Source organism: Pseudoalteromonas luteoviolacea NCIMB 1942 (assembly GCF_001625595.1).
Taxonomy (GTDB): Bacteria; Pseudomonadota; Gammaproteobacteria; order Enterobacterales; family Alteromonadaceae; genus Pseudoalteromonas; species Pseudoalteromonas luteoviolacea_A.
Map to the genome: position 1 here is coordinate 1 of NZ_AUXT01000124.1, position 19,101 is coordinate 19,101.

General features: G+C 42.5%; 13 protein-coding genes, 6 tRNA genes and 1 pseudogene. 7 read left to right on the top strand and 13 right to left on the bottom strand.

The window, feature by feature from the left end; all coding sequences use genetic code 11:
* Positions 1-99 precede the first annotated feature (99 nt).
* The 4 genes from N482_RS06655 to N482_RS25545 all read left to right on the top strand — a co-directional run bounded on the left by N482_RS06655 (position 100) and on the right by N482_RS25545 (position 3,363).
* Positions 100-175: transfer RNA gene (locus N482_RS06655), tRNA-Glu, on the top strand.
* 156 nt (positions 176-331) lie between these two features.
* Positions 332-407, top strand: a tRNA-Glu gene (locus tag N482_RS06660).
* Positions 408-715: 308 nt separating this feature from the next.
* The gene (locus tag N482_RS06665) at positions 716-2,296 is read left to right on the top strand and encodes a PAS domain-containing methyl-accepting chemotaxis protein (RefSeq protein ID WP_063376310.1); all 1,581 of its coding nucleotides are present in this window, start codon (positions 716-718) and stop codon (positions 2,294-2,296) included.
* Positions 2,297-2,985: 689 nt separating this feature from the next.
* Positions 2,986-3,363 carry a hypothetical protein gene (locus tag N482_RS25545; RefSeq protein ID WP_063376311.1) on the top strand — a complete coding sequence of 126 codons (378 nt, stop codon included), beginning with the start codon at positions 2,986-2,988 and terminating at the stop codon, positions 3,361-3,363.
* A gap of 63 nt (positions 3,364-3,426) precedes the next feature.
* Here N482_RS25545 and N482_RS06675 read toward each other — a convergent pair.
* Positions 3,427-3,672: pseudogene (locus tag N482_RS06675) on the bottom strand (endonuclease III); the annotation flags it as partial.
* 156 nt (positions 3,673-3,828) lie between these two features.
* Between N482_RS06675 and N482_RS25895 the strand changes: the two are divergent.
* Positions 3,829-4,452 (top strand): M23 family metallopeptidase, encoded by a 624-nt coding sequence (locus tag N482_RS25895; protein WP_063376312.1) that lies wholly within the window; start codon positions 3,829-3,831, stop codon positions 4,450-4,452.
* Between the two features lie 124 nt (positions 4,453-4,576).
* On the opposite strand, the gene nth is transcribed toward N482_RS25895, so the two are convergent.
* The 12 genes from nth to N482_RS06740 all read right to left on the bottom strand — a co-directional run bounded on the left by nth (position 4,577) and on the right by N482_RS06740 (position 14,421).
* Positions 4,577-5,209, bottom strand: coding sequence for an endonuclease III (nth, locus tag N482_RS06685; RefSeq protein WP_063376313.1), 633 nt, complete (start codon positions 5,207-5,209; stop codon positions 4,577-4,579).
* A gap of 90 nt (positions 5,210-5,299) precedes the next feature.
* Entirely contained in the window at positions 5,300-5,998 is a 699-nt protein-coding gene (locus N482_RS06690; protein ID WP_063376314.1) for an electron transport complex subunit E, read from the bottom strand.
* Positions 5,995-6,633, bottom strand: a complete 639-nt coding sequence (rsxG, locus tag N482_RS06695; RefSeq protein WP_063376315.1) for an electron transport complex subunit RsxG — start codon at positions 6,631-6,633, stop codon at positions 5,995-5,997. Before rsxG ends, N482_RS06690 begins: the two co-directional genes overlap by 4 nt.
* Positions 6,630-7,682 (bottom strand): electron transport complex subunit RsxD, encoded by a 1,053-nt coding sequence (rsxD, locus tag N482_RS06700; protein WP_063376316.1) that lies wholly within the window; start codon positions 7,680-7,682, stop codon positions 6,630-6,632. The genes rsxG and rsxD overlap by 4 nt, the downstream gene beginning before the upstream one ends.
* On the bottom strand, positions 7,679-10,540 hold the full coding sequence (gene rsxC / locus N482_RS06705; protein WP_081227807.1) for an electron transport complex subunit RsxC: 2,862 nt from the start codon (positions 10,538-10,540) through the stop codon (positions 7,679-7,681). Before rsxC ends, rsxD begins: the two co-directional genes overlap by 4 nt.
* Positions 10,541-10,549: 9 nt before the next feature.
* The gene (gene rsxB / locus N482_RS06710) at positions 10,550-11,104 is read right to left on the bottom strand and encodes an electron transport complex subunit RsxB (protein ID WP_063376317.1); all 555 of its coding nucleotides are present in this window, start codon (positions 11,102-11,104) and stop codon (positions 10,550-10,552) included.
* 1 nt (position 11,105) lies between these two features.
* Positions 11,106-11,687 carry an electron transport complex subunit RsxA gene (gene rsxA, locus N482_RS06715; protein WP_063373222.1) on the bottom strand — a complete coding sequence of 194 codons (582 nt, stop codon included), beginning with the start codon at positions 11,685-11,687 and terminating at the stop codon, positions 11,106-11,108.
* Positions 11,688-11,863: 176 nt separating this feature from the next.
* Positions 11,864-13,807 carry an EAL domain-containing protein gene (locus tag N482_RS06720; protein WP_063376318.1) on the bottom strand — a complete coding sequence of 648 codons (1,944 nt, stop codon included), beginning with the start codon at positions 13,805-13,807 and terminating at the stop codon, positions 11,864-11,866.
* 243 nt (positions 13,808-14,050) lie between these two features.
* Positions 14,051-14,127, bottom strand: a tRNA-Asn gene (locus tag N482_RS06725).
* A gap of 23 nt (positions 14,128-14,150) precedes the next feature.
* Positions 14,151-14,227 (bottom strand) — tRNA-Asn (locus N482_RS06730).
* Between the two features lie 18 nt (positions 14,228-14,245).
* Positions 14,246-14,322, bottom strand: a tRNA-Asn gene (locus N482_RS06735).
* A 22-nt stretch (positions 14,323-14,344) separates the two neighbouring features.
* Positions 14,345-14,421: transfer RNA gene (locus tag N482_RS06740), tRNA-Asn, on the bottom strand.
* Positions 14,422-15,514: 1,093 nt separating this feature from the next.
* Here N482_RS06740 and N482_RS06745 point away from each other — a divergent pair.
* Positions 15,515-16,894: an MATE family efflux transporter gene (locus N482_RS06745; RefSeq protein ID WP_063376319.1), complete on the top strand. Its 1,380-nt coding sequence runs from the start codon at positions 15,515-15,517 to the stop codon at positions 16,892-16,894.
* Positions 16,891-18,906 carry an excinuclease ABC subunit UvrB gene (gene uvrB, locus N482_RS06750; protein ID WP_063376320.1) on the top strand — a complete coding sequence of 672 codons (2,016 nt, stop codon included), beginning with the start codon at positions 16,891-16,893 and terminating at the stop codon, positions 18,904-18,906. Before N482_RS06745 ends, uvrB begins: the two co-directional genes overlap by 4 nt.
* The last annotated feature ends 195 nt before the right edge of the window (positions 18,907-19,101 follow it).

Sequence of the window (19,101 nt, forward strand, 5' to 3'; positions counted from 1 at the left end):
ACACAAAATTGTTTTGTTAAAATGAGGTTCGGTCTCGTGTACTCGACCTTCACGCTAACAAAAAATTATTGAAGCAAAACTTCAATAAGCAAATTTTTTGTCCCCTTCGTCTAGAGGCCTAGGACACCGCCCTTTCACGGCGGTAACAGGGGTTCGAATCCCCTAGGGGACGCCACTTACTTTTAGTAAGTACCAAACTCGCATGGTAAGAGTCTAAATAACCAGTCCTAGTGACACAAAATTGTTTTGTTAAAATGAGGTTCGGTCTCGTGTACTCGACCTTCACGCTAACAAAAAATTATTGAAGCTAAACTTCAATAAGCAAATTTTTGTCCCCTTCGTCTAGAGGCCTAGGACACCGCCCTTTCACGGCGGTAACAGGGGTTCGAATCCCCTAGGGGACGCCACTTACTTTCCTGTATAATTCTATTACCTCCTTAATACTTGCTAATTAACAAGCTTTTGCTAACTTTTACTTTGATGCTGCGCAGAGATTTTTGGCAAATCTATGGACTACTTTAAAAATTAAGATGTCTATTTGTCTGTTCTATTGTTACTAAATTGAATAAATAATAACGTTATGGTTTAGTAGAAACACCTGTAAAACGACTTTGGTTCATTCAATAGTTTGATATAGAACAATTTTTCATCACTATTGTCATGCTCGCGTAGAAGTAATAATTTATTATTGCTTTTTTATTTAGAGTGAGTTGCCATGGCTAAAGGAAGATCTAATTTTACAAACCGGGAGTATGACTATCCCAGCTCCTATAATTTATTGTCTACAACAAATACTAAAGGGCAAATAAAGTATGCAAATCCGCAGTTTTGTGAGGTCGCTGGGTTTGAGTTACACGAGTTAGAAGGTAAGCCACACAACATTGTGCGGCATCCTACAATGCCAAAAGCAGCTTTTCAAAATCTATGGAATTACATTGAGTCAGGTAAGCCATGGATGGGTATGGTAAAAAATCGCTGTAAAAATGGAGATCATTACTGGGTGAATGCTTATGTTACACCTATAACGAATGGCTCTGGGCAAACAGTAGAATATCAATCGGTTAGGACTAAACCTGATCGCAAAGTGATTAATCGCGCAGAAAAAATTTACCAAAAACTCAATGATGGTGCCTCTGTAGAGAGCTTTACACGTGCATCCATGTCTCTGCCTACTCAGATGATGCTAATTATTGGTGTATTTTACATACTAAGTATGGTGTTCGCTTCGCTACCTTCTCCTTGGTCATACATCTTAGAAACTGTATTGGTGGTAGTGGCCTTATTTTTAACTTATCAGCGTCTTTCACCTGTAAGGGAGTTGAGTGAAAAAGCGCGTAAAGTCTATGATAACCCTCTGATGCAAAAAATCTATATCGATAAAGTAAACGATATTGCAGCAATTGAATTAGCACTGTTGGCGCGAGAATCTGAATTGAGAGCAGTGCTAGGAAGAGTAAAAGATGCCAGTGATACGGTAAGGGGACATGCAAAAGAAACTGTAGATGAATGTGATAAAAGCGCCCAGTTATTAAACAACCAACAAGCGCAAACAGGTTCTTTAGCTACTGCTATTAATCAAATGACCGCGACAATTCAAGAGATTGCGTCAAATACAAACAATGCGGCGCAGCAATCAGAAGCAGCATTAAAGTCCGTAAAAGAAGGCAGTACAGCGGTAAATGATAATATGGAGACCAATTACACGCTTTCTGAAGAGCTGACAAAAACGCAATCCGATATAGAAGATCTGAATGCGCAAACGGTTAATATAGGCGGGGTTGTTGACGTGATCCGAGGTATCTCTGAGCAAACTAACTTGTTGGCCTTAAATGCTGCAATTGAGGCTGCAAGAGCTGGCGAGCAAGGGCGGGGGTTTGCGGTAGTTGCAGATGAAGTAAGAGCATTAGCGCAGCGTACTCAGGATTCCACAAAAGAGATTGATGATATCGTCGCAAATTTGCGACAAAGGGCAGAGCGAGCAGTACAGGCTATCCAGAATGGCGTTGAAAAGTCGAGCCAATGTGTTGAGAAAGCAGAAGGGACTAAAGCGTCATTAGACAGTATTAATGCCATTGTGAACGACATTTCAAGTTTGAACTATCAAATCGCAACTTCAACAGAGGAAATGTCAGGGGTAAGTAATGAGCTAAATAATAATGCCGTTACGATTTCACAGTTAGCGACGGATTCATTAGAGAGCTCTGATAATTCATTAGCCACCATGGCCAACACACAAGAAGCGTTAGCAGATCAAAAATCTCTCGTTGATCAGTTTATTGCTAAGTTTCAGCGTTAAATAAAAAGTATGGCTTTTGTGATAAAGCCATACTTTTTACCAACCAATTTTGCTGGAATTCAAGTAAAGCATTCATTGAGCAATAGTATAATTAAGGCTATCGACGCAACGACATGAAATTTGTAGATGTTTTTAAATGAGGCAGGCTCTTTGCCTAAAGTAATACACATACTCAAAGTGTATTTAATGCGAAGCGGCATTAAAAAATGAGGGTAGAGAATATTCATCTTGAAAAGCAGGTCACTAAATCTCCTTAGCATGGTTACACATAACGTTTTGTAACACTTCAATGGTACTTAGAATATCAACATTATGTCACTTTATTAACGCAAGTGATGGTTAACATTTGGGTTAATGTTGTTCGATTTGTTGGGCTGTAGTTTTACAGTGAAAACCAGTCGATAAAGATGCAGTGAATTTAACACGTTAAATAATATTTCAAGGAGGCGTAATGCTTACGTTACATATTATAGCGGGTTCATTGTTGTTGTTTGGTATTGGTGCGTTAAGTTTTGCTAAAGGAAAAACCAAGCATAGATGGTCTGGAAGTCTTTTTTCCTAACCATGTTAGTTATGATAGGGACAGCGACGTTGCTCAATGGGGGCTACCATGGCAATGCTGACTTTCTACCATGGTGTGACTGCGTGGACGGTGGTGTTAAGAAAAGAGAACACGGTAGGGTTATTTTGTGTCTACTGCTGATATTCCAGATACTTTTAAAATGATTTTGACGATTCATTCCGCTGTTGCTGCAATGTCCGCCTGTTTAGATCTTAAGATGCTCATAAGTGGTGGTCTCTCGGGAAAGCACCGTATAGTCAGACATACATGGAGGGCGTGTTACGCAATGTTAGGGGCGGTGATGTCTTTCTCGGCAAACTCGTCAGATAGCTGGCCTGACTTTATTGATAGCAGTGCCCTTATTTATCTGATGATAGGCATTCTCTTTTATTGGCTGCTTAGAGTATTGTTTGCTGGATGGTACCATCAATTAACCCACATGCTTGGAAGTAGCCTACTTGCAAGAAAGTTTATCAACGCTAGGCGGCTATTAAATGAAAAGTAATTAATTACTGACTCAATGGACGACTTGCAGTGGGAGAGTGTTTTCCACTGCAAGTACTGTTTTCTATTCGATCTTTTCTTTAAACTCACACACGTATTCAATAATACAGCTACCACATTTGGGCTTTCTGGCTGTACATATGTATCGACCATGCAGGATCAACCAATGGTGTACATCTACTTTGAATTCTTTAGGTACTACTTTTTCGAGCTTTTCTTCCACCGCGACCACATCTTTACCCATGGCGAATTTAGTGCGATTAGATACGCGAAATACATGCGTATCAACGGCGATTGTTGGCCAGCCAAAACAGAATTAAGGTAGATTAAACGTTTATATTGTGGCCTTTTTCATTTTCTTTCCAAGTGAATATTTTCGCTTTTTTGAGCATCGGTCTTATTTTCAACCCCTTTAAACCTTTGTTGTAGTTTTAGCGACTAATACTGTTTAAAGAGGAAAATATGAATGAAGAAATTGTTTGTAAGCTTGTTTTTTATCCCTTTATCTTTAACTGCTTGTTCAAAACCAGTAGTCGATTGCACGGTATTTCCAGCTCTAGAAAATTCAGTTTATTTGCTACCATACGAGGTGGGTACTACCAGAAGTGTTTATGCTGCAACTGAGCATTATCGCGCTTCAAATAATGGGGTAGGTACTTTTGCAATAGATTTTGTAATGCCTATTGGTACAAACATACTGGCATCCAGAGAAGGCGAAGTCGTAAGTGTTCGAGAAGTTTTTGAAGATGGAAATAATATAGATTTGGAAGAAAACTACATTTTTATTCAACATGATGATGGCTCAGTAGCAAGGTATTTCCACCTTACAAAAAATGGGTCATTTGTATCTGAAGGGGATAAAGTAAAAGCGGGAGATATTATCGGGTTAAGTGGTAATACAGGGCAAAGTGGCGGCCCTCATTTACACTTTGATGTGCAAAAGTGTGGACCAAATTTACCACCTAATTATAATGCGCTTCCCTGTGGGCAAACAATTCCAATTACATTTAAAAATACGGAGAGCCATACCTGTGGATTAAAGAGTGGATCAGAGTACAAAGCACTTATACATGATAAGAAAAAGGCATAGTGCTATCTAAATTAGACCATGCTGTTAGTATACTAGTTCTTTAAAAATAATAGCTAAGTGCACTTGTACCGCAATGCGAGTGAGAACAGTGTATTATCTGTATAACTCTGATCTTAAAACAAGCCTATTCGGTTTTATCCTTAAACTCACACAAATCCTCAATGAGGCAAGAACCACACTTAGGCTTGCGAGCGGTACAAACATAGCGGCCATGTAAAATAAGCCAGTGATGTACATCGACTTTAAACTCAGCAGGTACAACTTTCTCAAGCTTTTTTTCGACCTCAACCACGTTTTTACCCATGGCAAATTTAGTGCGGTTTGATATGCGATCAATATGGGTATCTACCGCGATTGTCGGCCAACCAAATGCGCAGTTTAATACGACATTCGCGGTTTTCCTGCCTACACCAGGTAATGCTTCCAGTGCTTCGCGGTCTTGCGGTACTTCAGATCCGTGCTTGTCGATGAGTATTTGACTAAGTTTGTGTACATTACTGGCTTTAGAGTTAAATAAGCCTATGGTTTTGATGTACTCTTTTAGCCCTTCTACACCAAGAAAGACAATGGCTTCTGGGGTATTTGCAACTGGAAAAAGCTTTCTCGTGGCTTTATTCACGCCCACATCGGTGGCCTGTGCGGATAAGGTTACGGCGACTAACAATTCAAACGGGGTCGTGTATTCGAGCTCTGACTTTGGGTTAGGGTTGTCTTCGCGCAACCGTGTGAGGATCTCAAGACGTTTGGTTTTATTCATGACGGTTTACTTGCAAGTTGTTAGATATAGTTATTACATCTAGCTACAACACCCACACAATTGACGGTAGTGCGGGTGTTATAGTTTGTGTTAAGTAAGGCTTGTGACGCGTGCGCGAGGTGCTTTTTCCGCAGTTGAAGCGGGTTGGTTGTTCGCTTTTTGTCGCTCATCAAAATAGTTTTTAACCGCAATTATGAGCCCTAAACCTAAAAACGCACCTGGCGGCAATATCGCCACTAAGAATTGGTTATCAAAGTCGATGATTGAAATACGCAGCACTGTTGCCCATTCACCTAAGAGCAATTCTGCACCATCAAATAGCGTCCCTTGACCAATTAATTCTCGCATTGCCCCCAAAATCACCAGCACTGCAGCGAACCCCAGACCCATCATGATGCCATCCCATGCCGAGAGTAATGGTGAGTTTTTCGATGCATAGGCTTCTGCTCGTCCAATAATGGCGCAGTTAGTTACAATCAGGGGAATAAAGATCCCTAGTGATTGATAGAGACCAAAAGTAAAAGCATTCATAAGTAATTCAATTACTGTTACAAATGCGGCAATGATCATGACAAATACAGGGATGCGAATGTCTTTTGGTACCCAATTTCTGACGACTGAGACTGTCACGTTTGAGCCAACCAAAACAAGTAAGGTGGCTACCCCTAGACCGAGAGCATTAGTCACTGTGCTAGTTACAGCAAGTAGGGGACACAAGCCCAGAAGTTGTACCAAGGCCGCATTATTTTTCCATAACCCTTCGTGTGCTAGGGTTTTGAACTCACTCATAGCGTCTCCTGCTGGCATAGGTTGTCTTGCGCAAAGAGCGCATCAAAATTTTGGTGTGTATACCACGTTGCGGCGCTCACAGATTTGACTACCGCTCTTGGCGTGATCGTTGCGCCAGTAAACTGATCGAAGACACCACCATCCTTTTTAACGTTAAAGCGGATGTCATTTTCATTTGTGACTTGTTGTTCATTAAATGAATAAACCCAATCAGACTTTTTGGTTTCTACTTTATCACCTAATCCTGGCGTTTCTTTATGTTGCGTAATTCGAACCCCCGCGATAGAGGCATTGGCATATACCGCAGTGAGTATATTTATATTGCCACTATAGCCTTCGGGAGTGATGTGTTGAACTAACAAAGCAACTGGCTTTTCATCGAGCTTTGCACGGTAAATACGGTGCGGGCCATTAGGCCCAAGCTCTGAAGCATTGCTTTCAATACAGTCTAAGTAAAGTTGATTGTTATATTTGTTCGAAGGAATAACCTGTGTCAGCGTTTGCATTAAGTGGTTTTTTTCTTGTGCTTCAATACGAGGTGCAGTTAATTGCTGCACTAACGCAACGCTTCCTGTTGTAGCCAGTGCAAACGCGGTGAGAATTGCACCATTTTTCTTCATTGATGCTAATATCATTTGCGAGCTCCATGTCCATAAGTACGTGGTTGGGTATAGTGATCAATTAGGGGTACCGCCATGTTCATTAACAATACCGAAAATGCAATCGCATCTGGGTAACCACCAAACTGCCTAATTAAATAGACAAGCAGGCCTATCAAAGCGCCATAGATTAAGCGACCCAAGTTGGTCGTTGAAGCTGACACCGGATCGGTCGCAATAAAGAAAGCCCCAATCATCGTTGCGCCACTCAATAAATGAAACGCAACACCCGTATGTCCACCAAATACAAATCCTAGTGCACTACAGACACTCAAAGATACCAACATCGCAACAGGAATATGCCAATTAATGACTTTTGCTTTTAGTAAGTAAAGTCCACCAAGCAAGTAAGCAAGATTTACCCACTGCCAACCTTCGCCTGCAAAGCGGCTGAAAGCGATGTTGTCCATGGCCTCTGTCGTTGTCATATTTTGAGAAACTGCGGTTTTTATATGATCCAGCGGTGTTGCGCTTGTTGCGCCATCAATGACCTGTCGTGCAGCATCTAAGGTGATACCTGCTTGTGTAGTCTCTGTGAATATTAGGCTCAGTTGATCAACAAAAGAGAGTGGGGTTGCCAATAAGTCATTTACGGGCTGCCACGCTGTCATTTGTACAGGGAATGAAATGAGCAGTAATACGTAAGCTGCCATTGCAGGGTTGAACAAGTTAAAACCTAGCCCACCATATAATTGCTTCACAATAATTATTGCAAACACACTGCCTATAACAACGACCCACCATGGGGCTAGCGGAGGAATACTAACAGCTATAAGCACCCCTGTTAGCCAAGCGCTACCATCGCTTAAGGTTGGCCATATTGGGCGGTTTCGAACTTTTAAAATTGCGGCTTCAGCCGCACTGACACAAATCAAGGCTAAAGCGAGTTGTACAAGTACGCCAATACCAAAGAAGTAACTTTGTACCAAAATGCCAGGTATACAAGCTAACATTACGCAAGTCATTAACTTGTTGACAGATTTGAGACTGTGGTTGTGAGGCGAGGAAGCCATGGTTAATTTCATGACAGGTCATTTCCTTCTTGTTCTTGGGCTTGTTTCTTTGCTTTTGCACGCTCAACCGCTGCTTTAATTGCCGCTTTTCTTTTGTTTTCAGGGCTGAGTTGCGCTGTTTCCGAGTCGGTCAGTGTATTCGCTTCTTTTGTATTGCCACTTAATACGGTTTGTTGCTCAGCTTCTTTAGCTGCTTTTTTCGCTTTAGCACGAGCTATGGCGTCAGCAACAGCCGCTTTACGCGGATCTTCAGGTTCTACGTCAGCTTGTTCGGCTGGCTCGTCCGAATGCGATTGCGCTTCTTCTGCGGCCTTAGCTGCTTTTTTCGCTTTAGCACGGGCTATGGCAGCAGCAACCGCTGCTTTACGCGGATCTTCAGGTTCTACGTCAGCTTGTTCGGCTGGCTCGTCTGAATGCGATTGCGCTTCTTCTGCGGCCTTAGCGGCTTTTTTCGCTTTAGCACGGGCTATGGCAGCAGCAACCGCTGCTTTACGCGGATCTGCAGGCTCTGCGTCAGCTTGTTCGGCTGGCTCGTCTGAATGCGATTGCGCTTCTTCTGCGGTCTTAGCGGCTTTTTTCGCTTTAGCACGGGCTATGGCAGCAGCAACCGCTGCTTTACGCGGATCTTCAGGCTCTGCGTCAGTTTGTTCGACAGGTTCGCCTGAATGCGATTGCGCTTCTTCTGCGGTCTTAGCGGCTTTTTTAGCCTTAGCACGGGCTATGGCAGCAGCAACTGCTGCTTTACGTGGATCTTCAGGCTCTGCGTCAGTTTGTTCGGCAGGCTTGTCTGAATGTGGCTGCGCTTCTTCTTCGGCCTTAGCTGCTTTTTTCGCTTTAGCACGGGCTATGGCAGCAGCAACAGCTGCTTTACGCGGGTCGGCTGCATCACTGTCTTGTACAGCAGTTTCATCTGCTTGGTCGTTACCTTGTGCTATTTTCTTGGCTTTAGCGCGCGCAATGGCTGAGGCAACAGCAGCTTTTCGCGGATCCTTATCACTTGATGCAGCGGCTTCAGCATCAGAAACTTCACTTTGGCCTGCTTTTTTGGCTTTGGCGCGGGCAATTGCGGCTGCAACAGCGGCTTTCTTTGAATCTTTTTGCTCTGGTACATTTGTTTCTTGTGCTGCTTTGGCTGCCTTCTTCGCTTTGGCACGTGCTATGGCTGCTGCGACGGCATCTTTTGGTGCGCTATCATCGCTCGACTGAGCCTTTTCTTCTTTGTACTTTCTAGCTTGCTCTTTACGCTTAGCGCGCTCTAATGCAACGGCACTGTTATCCGGCTCAAGCGTAGATGTATCATCGTCAGCTTTCTTCGCTTTTGCTCGCTCAATCGCAGCCTGAACAGCGGACTGCTCTGGTCGTTTGCTTTTAACTCTTTCCAGTGCCTCTGAGACTTTAACTTTGTCTTTTGCAGGCGCTGTGCGCGCTGGTCGTTTGTGACGGTTTTGCCTGTCTTCTTGTTCACGCTCTAGACGCGCTTTACGTGCTTCGAAGCGTTCTTTCGCGCGCTCTGCTTTAACTTTCTCCAGCTTTTGTTCGCGTATCTCAGCTTTGGCGACACGATAGTATTGCACCAGTGGGATTTCACTTGGACAAACATAAGAGCACGCACCACATTCAATACAATCAAATAGATTATATTCCTCTAGTTTTTCGTACTCTTGGCCTTTCGCAAACCACTGTAACTGCTGAGGTAGAAGTGTCTGTGGACAGGCGTCTGCACAGGCACTGCAGCGGATACAAGCCTGTTCTTGACCTGCAACTGCAAGTTCTTGATTATCTGGTGCTAAAATACAGTTGGTGGTTTTTATAACAGGGATCCTGACGGTCGGCAGAGTAAAGCCCATCATAGGCCCACCCATAATCACGCGCTGATCTTCAACCGGCGTAAACCCCTGACTGTGCAATAAGTGCTTAACCTCGGAACCCAATAATGCCCAAACATTCTGCGGAGTATGGATGGTATTGCCTGTGACAGTTACAACACGCTCTATCAGCGGCTTGCCTTTATACACCGCTTCGCTGACCGCATATAAGGTTCCAACATTTTGAACCAGTACGCCTACATCTGCCGGGATACCACCGCTTGGTACTTCCTTTGATGTAAGTACTTTAATCAGTTGTTTCTCGCCCCCTGAAGGGTACTTAGTTGGAATCGCGCGGATCAGTATTTTATCGTTGTGATTTGCAGCGGTTCGCATTGCCTCTATAGCTTGTGGTTTATTGTCTTCAATGCCTACCAGCGTGTATTGCGGAGATAAAATAGACATCATAACTTCTATACCAGAGATGATCTCTTTTGCGTGCTCGCGCATCAACATATCGTCAGCGGTAATGTAAGGCTCACATTCCACTCCATTGACGACTAAATACTCGATCTGTTTTGCGCTATCCGCTTTTACGTATGTTGGAAAGCCCGCTCCACCCATTCCTGCGATACCAGCGTGGTGCAGAATATCAATAAGCGCTTTGCTGTCTAAGCCTTCAATAGATTCTCGAGAAGTAAGTGGACACCAAGTTTCTTCGCCGTCAGGCGTTAGAATTATGCTCAGCTCAGGCATCGCCGAGGGGTGGGCTGATGGCATTGGTTTGATGTCTGCAATTGTGCCTGAAGTTGGCGCATGTATCGGCAGAGACCAGTTAGTACCTGGGCGCGTCAGTACTTGTCCTTTTAATACATGTTCGCCTTTATTTACCAGCAACTGCCCATTGGCACCAATGTGTTGCTTTAGAGGGAGCACCAAGTACTCAGGTAACGGTAAGTTGCCAATGCCAATTTGATTTGAAACGAACTTTTGCTCAGGAGGGTGGATCCCACCAGGAAATTGCCACAGTTTTCCGCTTTCTATTTGTTCAAGTAATGTTTCCACTTAAACCTCTCAGTCAAGTTGTTTCACTGGAATAGCATTAATTTGCCATTTCCAAGATTGTTTTGTTTCGGCGACTGGGATCATATCTATACAGTCTACAGGGCAGGGCTCAACACATAGGTCACACCCCGTGCATTCATCAGCAATAACGGTATGCATTTGACGTGTTGCACCAACGATGGCGTCGACAGGGCAGGCTTGAATGCATTTTGTACAGCCGATACATTCGTCTTCACGAATATACGCAACTTTTTTTACCGGTTCGGCTTCTTCACCACCCGCTAGAGGTTTTGCTTCGACTCCCATTAAATCGGCGAGTTTTTTAACTGTGGCTTCACCACCAGGTGGGCACTTATTGACTTCATCGCCATTGGCGATTGCTTCCGCATAGGGGCGGCAGCCTGGGTAGCCACACTGGCCACATTGGGTTTGTGGCAAAACGGCGTCAAGTTGTTCAACAATAGGGTTACTCTCTACCCGATATTTAATCGCGGCATAGCCTAAAATTAACCCGAAAACGAGTGCTAGCGCACCTATCGCTACAAGAGCATAAATAAGCGTCATGTTAAATCTTCACCAATCCAGAAAAGCCCATAAATGCAAGTGACATGAGACCTGCTGTGATCATTGCTATTGAAGCTCCTTTGAAAGGCACTGGCACGTCGGCAACTGCAAGCCTTTCTCTTAAGGCCGCAAAAAGAACTAAAACAAGTGAAAAGCCAACAGCAGCACCGAAGCCATACACAGCAGAGCTGATAAAGGTGTGCTCTTTAGTGATGTTGAGAAGTGCAACACCTAGTACCGCACAGTTAGTTGTAATCAATGGTAAAAAGATACCAAGTAAACGATAAAGAGTTGGGCTAGTTTTTCTGACCACCATCTCTGTAAACTGCACAACTACTGCAATTACCAGAATAAAACTCATGGTACGTAAAAAGGTGAGTTCTAGCGGTATTAGAATATATTGATTGACCAAGTAACTGGTTACTGAAGCCAAAGTTAGTACAAAGGTGGTGGCTAAAGACATGCCTATAGCGGTTTCTAGCTTTCCTGAAACGCCCATAAATGGGCACAGACCCAAAAACTGTACTAATACAAAGTTGTTTACCAGCACCGTGCCGATAAGCAACAACATATACTCTGTCATTTATGCCCCTTAACTCGCAATCATCGTTTCTCAACGTGTTATAAGACTAGAAATTCTAACAATTTTCATCGTCGAGATCACAACATTTAGTACACTTTATTTGGGGTGATAGAGGATTTTGGTAGGGAATGTTGACAAAAAATGGAGAGAGTATGACTCTCTCCAACTTGGTAAGTTTAAATCTCTTTTGGTTTCTCGATGTAATAGCCTTGTACACCATCGAGACAAAGCGTTTCAACAATGTGTTTTTCTTCTTGGCTTTCAACGCCTTCAGCAAAAACACTAACGCCAATGCGGTGTGCCAAATCAACCATAAGGCGCATAAAATACTGGTTGTTTTTGTCTTCTTCTAAACCGCGGGTGTAGCTGGCATCCATTTTGATAAAGTCTGGTTTTAAATCTCTGAAAAATTTAAATGAGGTGAGACCTACACCAAATCGCTCTACGGTTATGCGGGCTCCGACTCTATGTACCATATCAATAAAGCGCTTACTGGCTTTAATATTTTGTTGTAAACCAAACTCGCTCACTTCAAAGATAAGCTTTGACGCCAAGTTACCATCTTTAAGTAAGCGTCTCTCTAGCCAAATAACAAATTGGTCGCTATGGGCGCTAGAAGCCGTGACATTAATACCAAAAAACTTTTCATTAAAGTTGCGCGTCTTGATTAACTCTAAAGAACTATCAATGATTAACTGGTCAATCTCAATGGCCATTTCTAACTTTTCTGCCATGGCCAAAAACGAGGCGGTTGGCAGCATTTGATTATCTTCAGTTTTAAATCGAGACTGGATTTCTGCGTATGCTTTAACATTCTTGCCTATCGGCATGATGTTTTGCATCATGAGATTCACGCGTCGGCTATCGATCACTTCCCTGATAACTCTGCGCCAGTTCTGATTACCAAAACCAGCACCAACGTTATTAACAATATCGCTCTCTCGCTGCAAATGCCAAGCATTGGCTTGTTTGCTCTGTGCCATGCTCATTGCATTGTCTACGACTGAAAGCAGCTCGCCGAGAGGTTTACCAGATTCATAGGAGACGATCCCCGCATTGGCAACTGAAGCAAGTTCTTGATTTTGTTGGTATTGAGTGAATCTGGCTTGTAATGTTTCACCAAATTGTTCAGCTTCTTTTGAAGGCACATTAGGTAAAATTACTGCAAAGTCTGAACTATTAAGCCTAAATACTTGACTGCCGGTGTAGGTGCCACTGACATGTTTCACAATGTCTGAAACTGCGCGTATATATTCATCACCTTTTTGGTAGCCTCGAGTTTGGTTAATCATTTGTAGCTCACTACAGCGGATCATCGCTAAGGTACCAAAACTTTTGTTGTTTGATTGCTCGATTTGATGTTCGTAATATTCAACGAACATATTGCGATTACCAAGGCCTGTAACAACGTCTTTATAAGCTTCTTGTTTTATTGAATGTGCGGCGGATTTTATATCTTCTTGTTTGCTCTTCAAAAAGTGCGCCAAACGGTTAAAAGAAGGCGCAAGATCTGCCCCCAATTCTGTCACTTTACCTGTATTAAAGTCTTCTTCAATACTTTCGGTTACTTGATTCTGAGTGATATAGACATCAACGGCATTTGCGACGGTCATACTAACGTTGCGGTTTAGTTTTTTGTAGATTGCTTGCATGTAAAAAATAGGGATAAATGCAACCAACGCTGAAATGAGCAACATCAATAGCAATGATTGTTGTAGAAGAGAAGCTTGGCTTTGGGCGTTAATTACAAACTCAATTTTGATGTCTTTCGTTTTATTTACCGCAAATTGAGGTCGAATAGAATTAAAAGAGTTTGAAATAAGATCTGCTAAAAAGGGCAGTTGTGTTGGTTTGCCAAGTTGTAAAATCGTTTGCCCAGCAAAATCACGTACTATAAATGTAGAAAAAACATCGCCATTACTCAGAGATAATCGAATATGTTCAGGTGTCATATCCGTCATGGTTTTTTCTTGGATATAGTTGCTAACCATTTTCTGGGCACTCATTTGTGCTTTGCTTACGGCACTGTCAAAACTTGACGCGACAAAAAAGCTGCCAACCGCAGAGAAGAGTAACCAAGAAATAAATTGTAAAAATATGAGTTTTTTAAAGCCTGCCATTATTAATCTTCTACCTGAAAATGGGAGAATTGCCTTCTAGCAATATATAAGTGCTAAGTTATATGAAGTATTACAGCCACTAAATTTTAAAGTACCTAATTTGGGTTCACAGGGGAAAGTAAAACGCTATAATTTTCCTATTGAAGTGCCAAAACGGCTTCTAACATTATAGTGATGAATCACCGATAAAGGTGCTTGTAGAGTAGAGCATTGATGGAAAAAAGTCTAATACATTCTGGGAATTGGCTCCCCCTCCCCGACTCGAACGGGGGACCTGCGGATTAACAGTCCGTCGCTCTAACCAACTGAGCTAAGGGGGAACAATATAGAGGTAATGTGTGTTTGGCTCCCCCTCCCCGACTCGAACGGGGGACCTGCGGATTAACAGTCCGTCGCTCTAACCAACTGAGCTAAGGGGGAACAACACATATAACGATTTGGCTCCCCCTCCCCGACTCGAACGGGGGACCTGCGGATTAACAGTCCGTCGCTCTAACCAACTGAGCTAAGGGGGAATCGTTATTACGTTCAGAAATTTGGCTCCCCCTCCCCGACTCGAACGGGGGACCTGCGGATTAACAGTCCGTCGCTCTAACCAACTGAGCTAAGGGGGAAGCATATCTCTCAACGGGGCGAAATATTAATGACGACATGGCAAAGTGTCAACAATAAAAATCACTAGAGTGCAAAAAAACTGTTTGTTAGCTGGATAAATCGACAATTCAGCCCTTTTTTAATCAGCTTTCTGTAAAAAAGGTAGCTAAGTGAGCTGTTGTATTCATTTATTGATAGTTTTTTGTCAGGATCTAGCACTTGATTAAAGGACCTTTGACGCTTTTATCAGGGAACATTAATAAGCAGTACAGGGCGTACTAATTTAGATATTGGTCATTTTTTGCCGTTTGTGCGTTAAAAACATTCGAAAGGGCTGTTTTTTGCACTTTCTTTAAGATCGGTATTTTGGGCGATTCTGATCACCAATCAGATCCTGATATATTGGTTCCTAGCAATGGAAATGACAAAATAATGGTAAATATTTTACTCAAATTTTAAAGATTTATTGCATACTTTGACTAGTTAATAATATAAAATCTTTAATAAACAGTGTTTTATATTTTTGTTTCCATAATGGATTAAGTTGCATAATGGTGAATATAGTCTAGCGAAGCAACAAAATAAGACGCTTTTTATTTAGATCTGTGATGTAAAATAAATAGATCATTTTACGCTTTTTTCGCAGCCGTTAAGATCCTCGCCTAGGCCTTTATTTTAAAAGGCTCTACAAACTTATCCACGGAATCTGTGGATAACATTGTTTATTAATCTTTAAGAACTCTTCTAAAGCTAAGTAAACCGTGGCATTGGAGAGAAGCAATAGTTTTTTAAATTTTTTTAAATTTATTAATAAACAATGGTTTATGTGTTTTGTGTTGAATTGAAGTGTGTTGTGTATATTTTGACAGGAATATTTCAATATCGTTTGCTTGGTGTGCAAAAAGTGAGCCGCAGTTGCACTAGATTTGAAATAAATTTGACATTTTTTGTACAGAACGTGGTTTGTAGGAAAATAGGTTAAAAAAATCAATTTTTGCTTTGAAAAACGTTTTTCACAGCTATTTTCTAATCACAACTGTATCAAAGAATAGCATAGCATCATCCTGTGTGATGATTTAGAATGGTTGGCTGTCAAAAGAGGTATAAAGTTATATGTCCGCAGTGCGCCAATCCAACTCCAGCAGTGATATTTTAAGCGGTTCAATTCCCGCAACTTTAAAGCGAATGACGGTTCCGATGATTTTCGGCATGATTACGTTGATGAGCTTCAATTTGGTTGATACATTTTTTATCAGCCTATTAGGTACTAAGCCATTAGCAGCTGTGAGTTTTACGTTTCCTGTGACATTTACCATTATTAGCCTCGCGATTGGGTTAGGCATTGGAACTTCAGCTGTTATTGCAAAGGCATTAGGCAGTAAAAACCTCGAAGAAGCCAAATTTGATGCTTTTATATCTTTATTACTTGCCGCCTGCTTGGTCGCTATCCTGGCTGTTATTGGTTACTTTTTAACTGACCCAATCTTTACCTTATTGGGAGCAGACGAGACAACGCTACCTTATATACATGACTATATGAATGTGTGGTTTTTGGGTTCCATATTTCTTATTACGCCAATGATTGGTAATTCAGTACTAAGAGCCTCTGGTGACACTAAGACGCCCAGTATGATTATGGGGCTTGGTGGACTCATCAATGCTGTATTAGATCCTTTGTTGATATTTGGCTATGGACCATTTCCTGAGCTAGGTGTTCAAGGCGCTGCTGTTGCATCTGTTTTAGCATGGTCGGTATGTGTGGTAGTAATTATTTACTTACTAACTATTAAAAAGCGTTTATTAAGCTGCTCAAGCGGTAATCAAAGTGTTTGGGGAGCGGTTTCTAAGATCATGAAAATTGGCTTACCAGCTGCGGGTGCAAATATGTTGACACCCATAGCGATGGCTGTGATGACTGCCATTGTGGCGACTTATGGTGCTGAAGCTGTTGCTGCATTTGGTGTTGGCAGCCGTATTGAATCAATCGCATGTCTAGTTATTCTTGCGCTTTCGATGACATTGCCTCCGTTTGTGAGTCAAAACTATGGTGCAGGAAACTATGACAGGGTAAAAGAAGCATATCGCACCACACTTAAGTTTGTCATGGCTTGGCAGTTTGCTACTTATTTATTACTAATCTTAGCAGCGCCGTGGGTGAGCCAAGCATTTGGTAACGAGCCTGAAGTTATCGCGATCATTAAACTATTCATATATACGTTGCCGCTGAGTTATGGTCTGCAAGGGGTTATTATTTTAACTAACTCTTCATTTAACGCGTTACACAAGCCGATGAATGCGTTAATCCTGAGTGTGGTGCGATTGTTTGTATTTTATATCCCTTGTGCTTATGCCGGTTCGCATATAGCTGGGTTAACAGGGTTATTTATCGGTGCCGCAGTGGGTAATTTGTTTACAGCAATATCTTCATATATGTGGTTTAGTAAAACATTGACGCGTATGCAACAAAGAGACATCGAGGTAAAGGTTTCATGAGTGAGTCATTCGAACTAGTATCAGAGTTTTCGCCAAATGGCGATCAGCCGACAGCCATTGAACAACTATGCGATGGTCTTGATGCTGGTCTTGCACATCAAACTTTACTCGGTGCGACAGGCACAGGTAAAACCTTTACGATGGCCAATATTATCCACCAGTTAAATCGGCCAACGATTATCATGGCACACAACAAAACTTTGGCGGCTCAATTGTATGGCGAAATGAAAGAGTTTTTCCCTAACAATGCGGTGGAATATTTTGTTTCTTACTATGACTATTATCAACCTGAAGCTTATGTTGTAGCCAGTGACACTTTCATAGAAAAAGATGCATCGATCAACGAACACATTGAGCAAATGCGATTATCGGCGACTAAAGCTTTGTTAGAGCGCAGAGATACCATCATAGTGGCCTCAGTATCGGCTATTTACGGCTTAGGTGATCCTGACTCTTATATGAAAATGATGTTATTGCTGAAAGTCGGAGAAACAGTTGAGCAGCGGGCACTGTTACGCCGCTTAGCGGAACTGCAATATACACGTAATGACATGGACTTTTCACGTGGCACGTATCGTGTACGTGGTGAGGTTATCGACATATTCCCAGCAGAATCAGAAACCCAAGCTGTACGCGTTGAAATGTTTGATGATGAAATTGAGCGCATCAGTTTGTTCGATCCCCTTACTGGCGCGATAGATAAACACTTGGTACGCGCTACGATTTATCCTAAAACGCACTATGTTACACCGCGCGAGAAAATTCTCGGCGCGATTGAGAAAATCAAAGTAGAACTAAGGGAGCGTCGAGCATACTTAATGGAGTCCAATAAGCTAGTCGAAGAGCAGCGCGTTGCACAGCGGACTCAGTATGATATCGAGATGATGCAAGAGCTGGGGTTTTGTTCTGGTATAGAAAACTACAGCCGATACCTATCAGGGCGAGCACCCGGTGAGCCGCCACCGACGTTACTAGATTACCTTCCAAATGATGCGCTTATGATTATTGATGAGTCACATGTAACCGTGTCTCAGGTTGGGGCCATGTATAAAGGTGACAGAAGCCGCAAAGAAAACCTGGTTGAGTACGGTTTTAGATTACCATCGGCAATGGACAATCGTCCTTTGAAGTTTGAAGAGTTTGAATCTATCGCCCCGCAAACAATATACGTTTCGGCGACTCCTGGTGATTATGAACTTGAGCGATCAAGTGGAGAGGTTGCCGAACAGGTGATCCGACCGACTGGATTATTGGATCCAGAGTTAGAAGTGAGGCCTGTCACGACGCAAGTAGATGACTTATTGTCCGAGATCTACCAAAGAGTTGAAGTCAAGGAGCGTGTGCTGGTGACTACTTTGACGAAGCGGATGGCAGAAGATCTCACCGATTATTTGAATGATCATGATGTGAAAGTACGTTATCTGCATTCTGACATTGATACGGTTGAGCGAGTGGAGATCATTCGCGATCTGAGAAAGGGCGTCTTTGACGTTTTGGTCGGGATCAACTTATTGAGAGAAGGGTTAGATATGCCGGAAGTCTCTTTGGTTGCCATACTCGATGCGGACAAAGAAGGATTCTTAAGATCGACTCGCTCACTGATCCAGAGCATTGGTCGTGCGGCGAGACACCTCAATGGTAAGGCTATTTTGTATGGTGATAAGATCACTCGCTCAATGAAAGCTGCAATTGATGAAACTGAGCGGAGACGCGCCATACAGCAGGCTTACAACGAGAAGCATGGCATTGTGCCACAGGCGTTAGTTAAGAAAATTACGGATGTGATGGACTTAGGAGAAGAAGTAACAGAAACCGAGGCCCAATCATCAGGTAAAGTGAAGGGGGCGGCTAAATCAGGTATATCGGCTGGCGCTTCTACTGCTGAATTAACTGAGCAGATCAAGCAGTTGGAAACGCAAATGATGACACATGCTCGGGAACTGGAATTTGAAAAAGCTGCCAAGGTACGAGATGACATTCAGGCGCTACAGCAGCAATTACTTAAAAGTTAGGCACGATACAACAGGCTGAGATCCTCAAATAAACTCAGCCTGACTTCCTTTGTTTTAGTTATATGTTTATTGCAAATCATAAGGTGTACATCTAGAGCAAATAGGTTAATTTAGTCAGCCTAATTGCGAAAGTTCAAATTTATATGTGTTTATTGAGAACTCTAGCTACACTTTAGTTGTCCATAGATAAGTTAT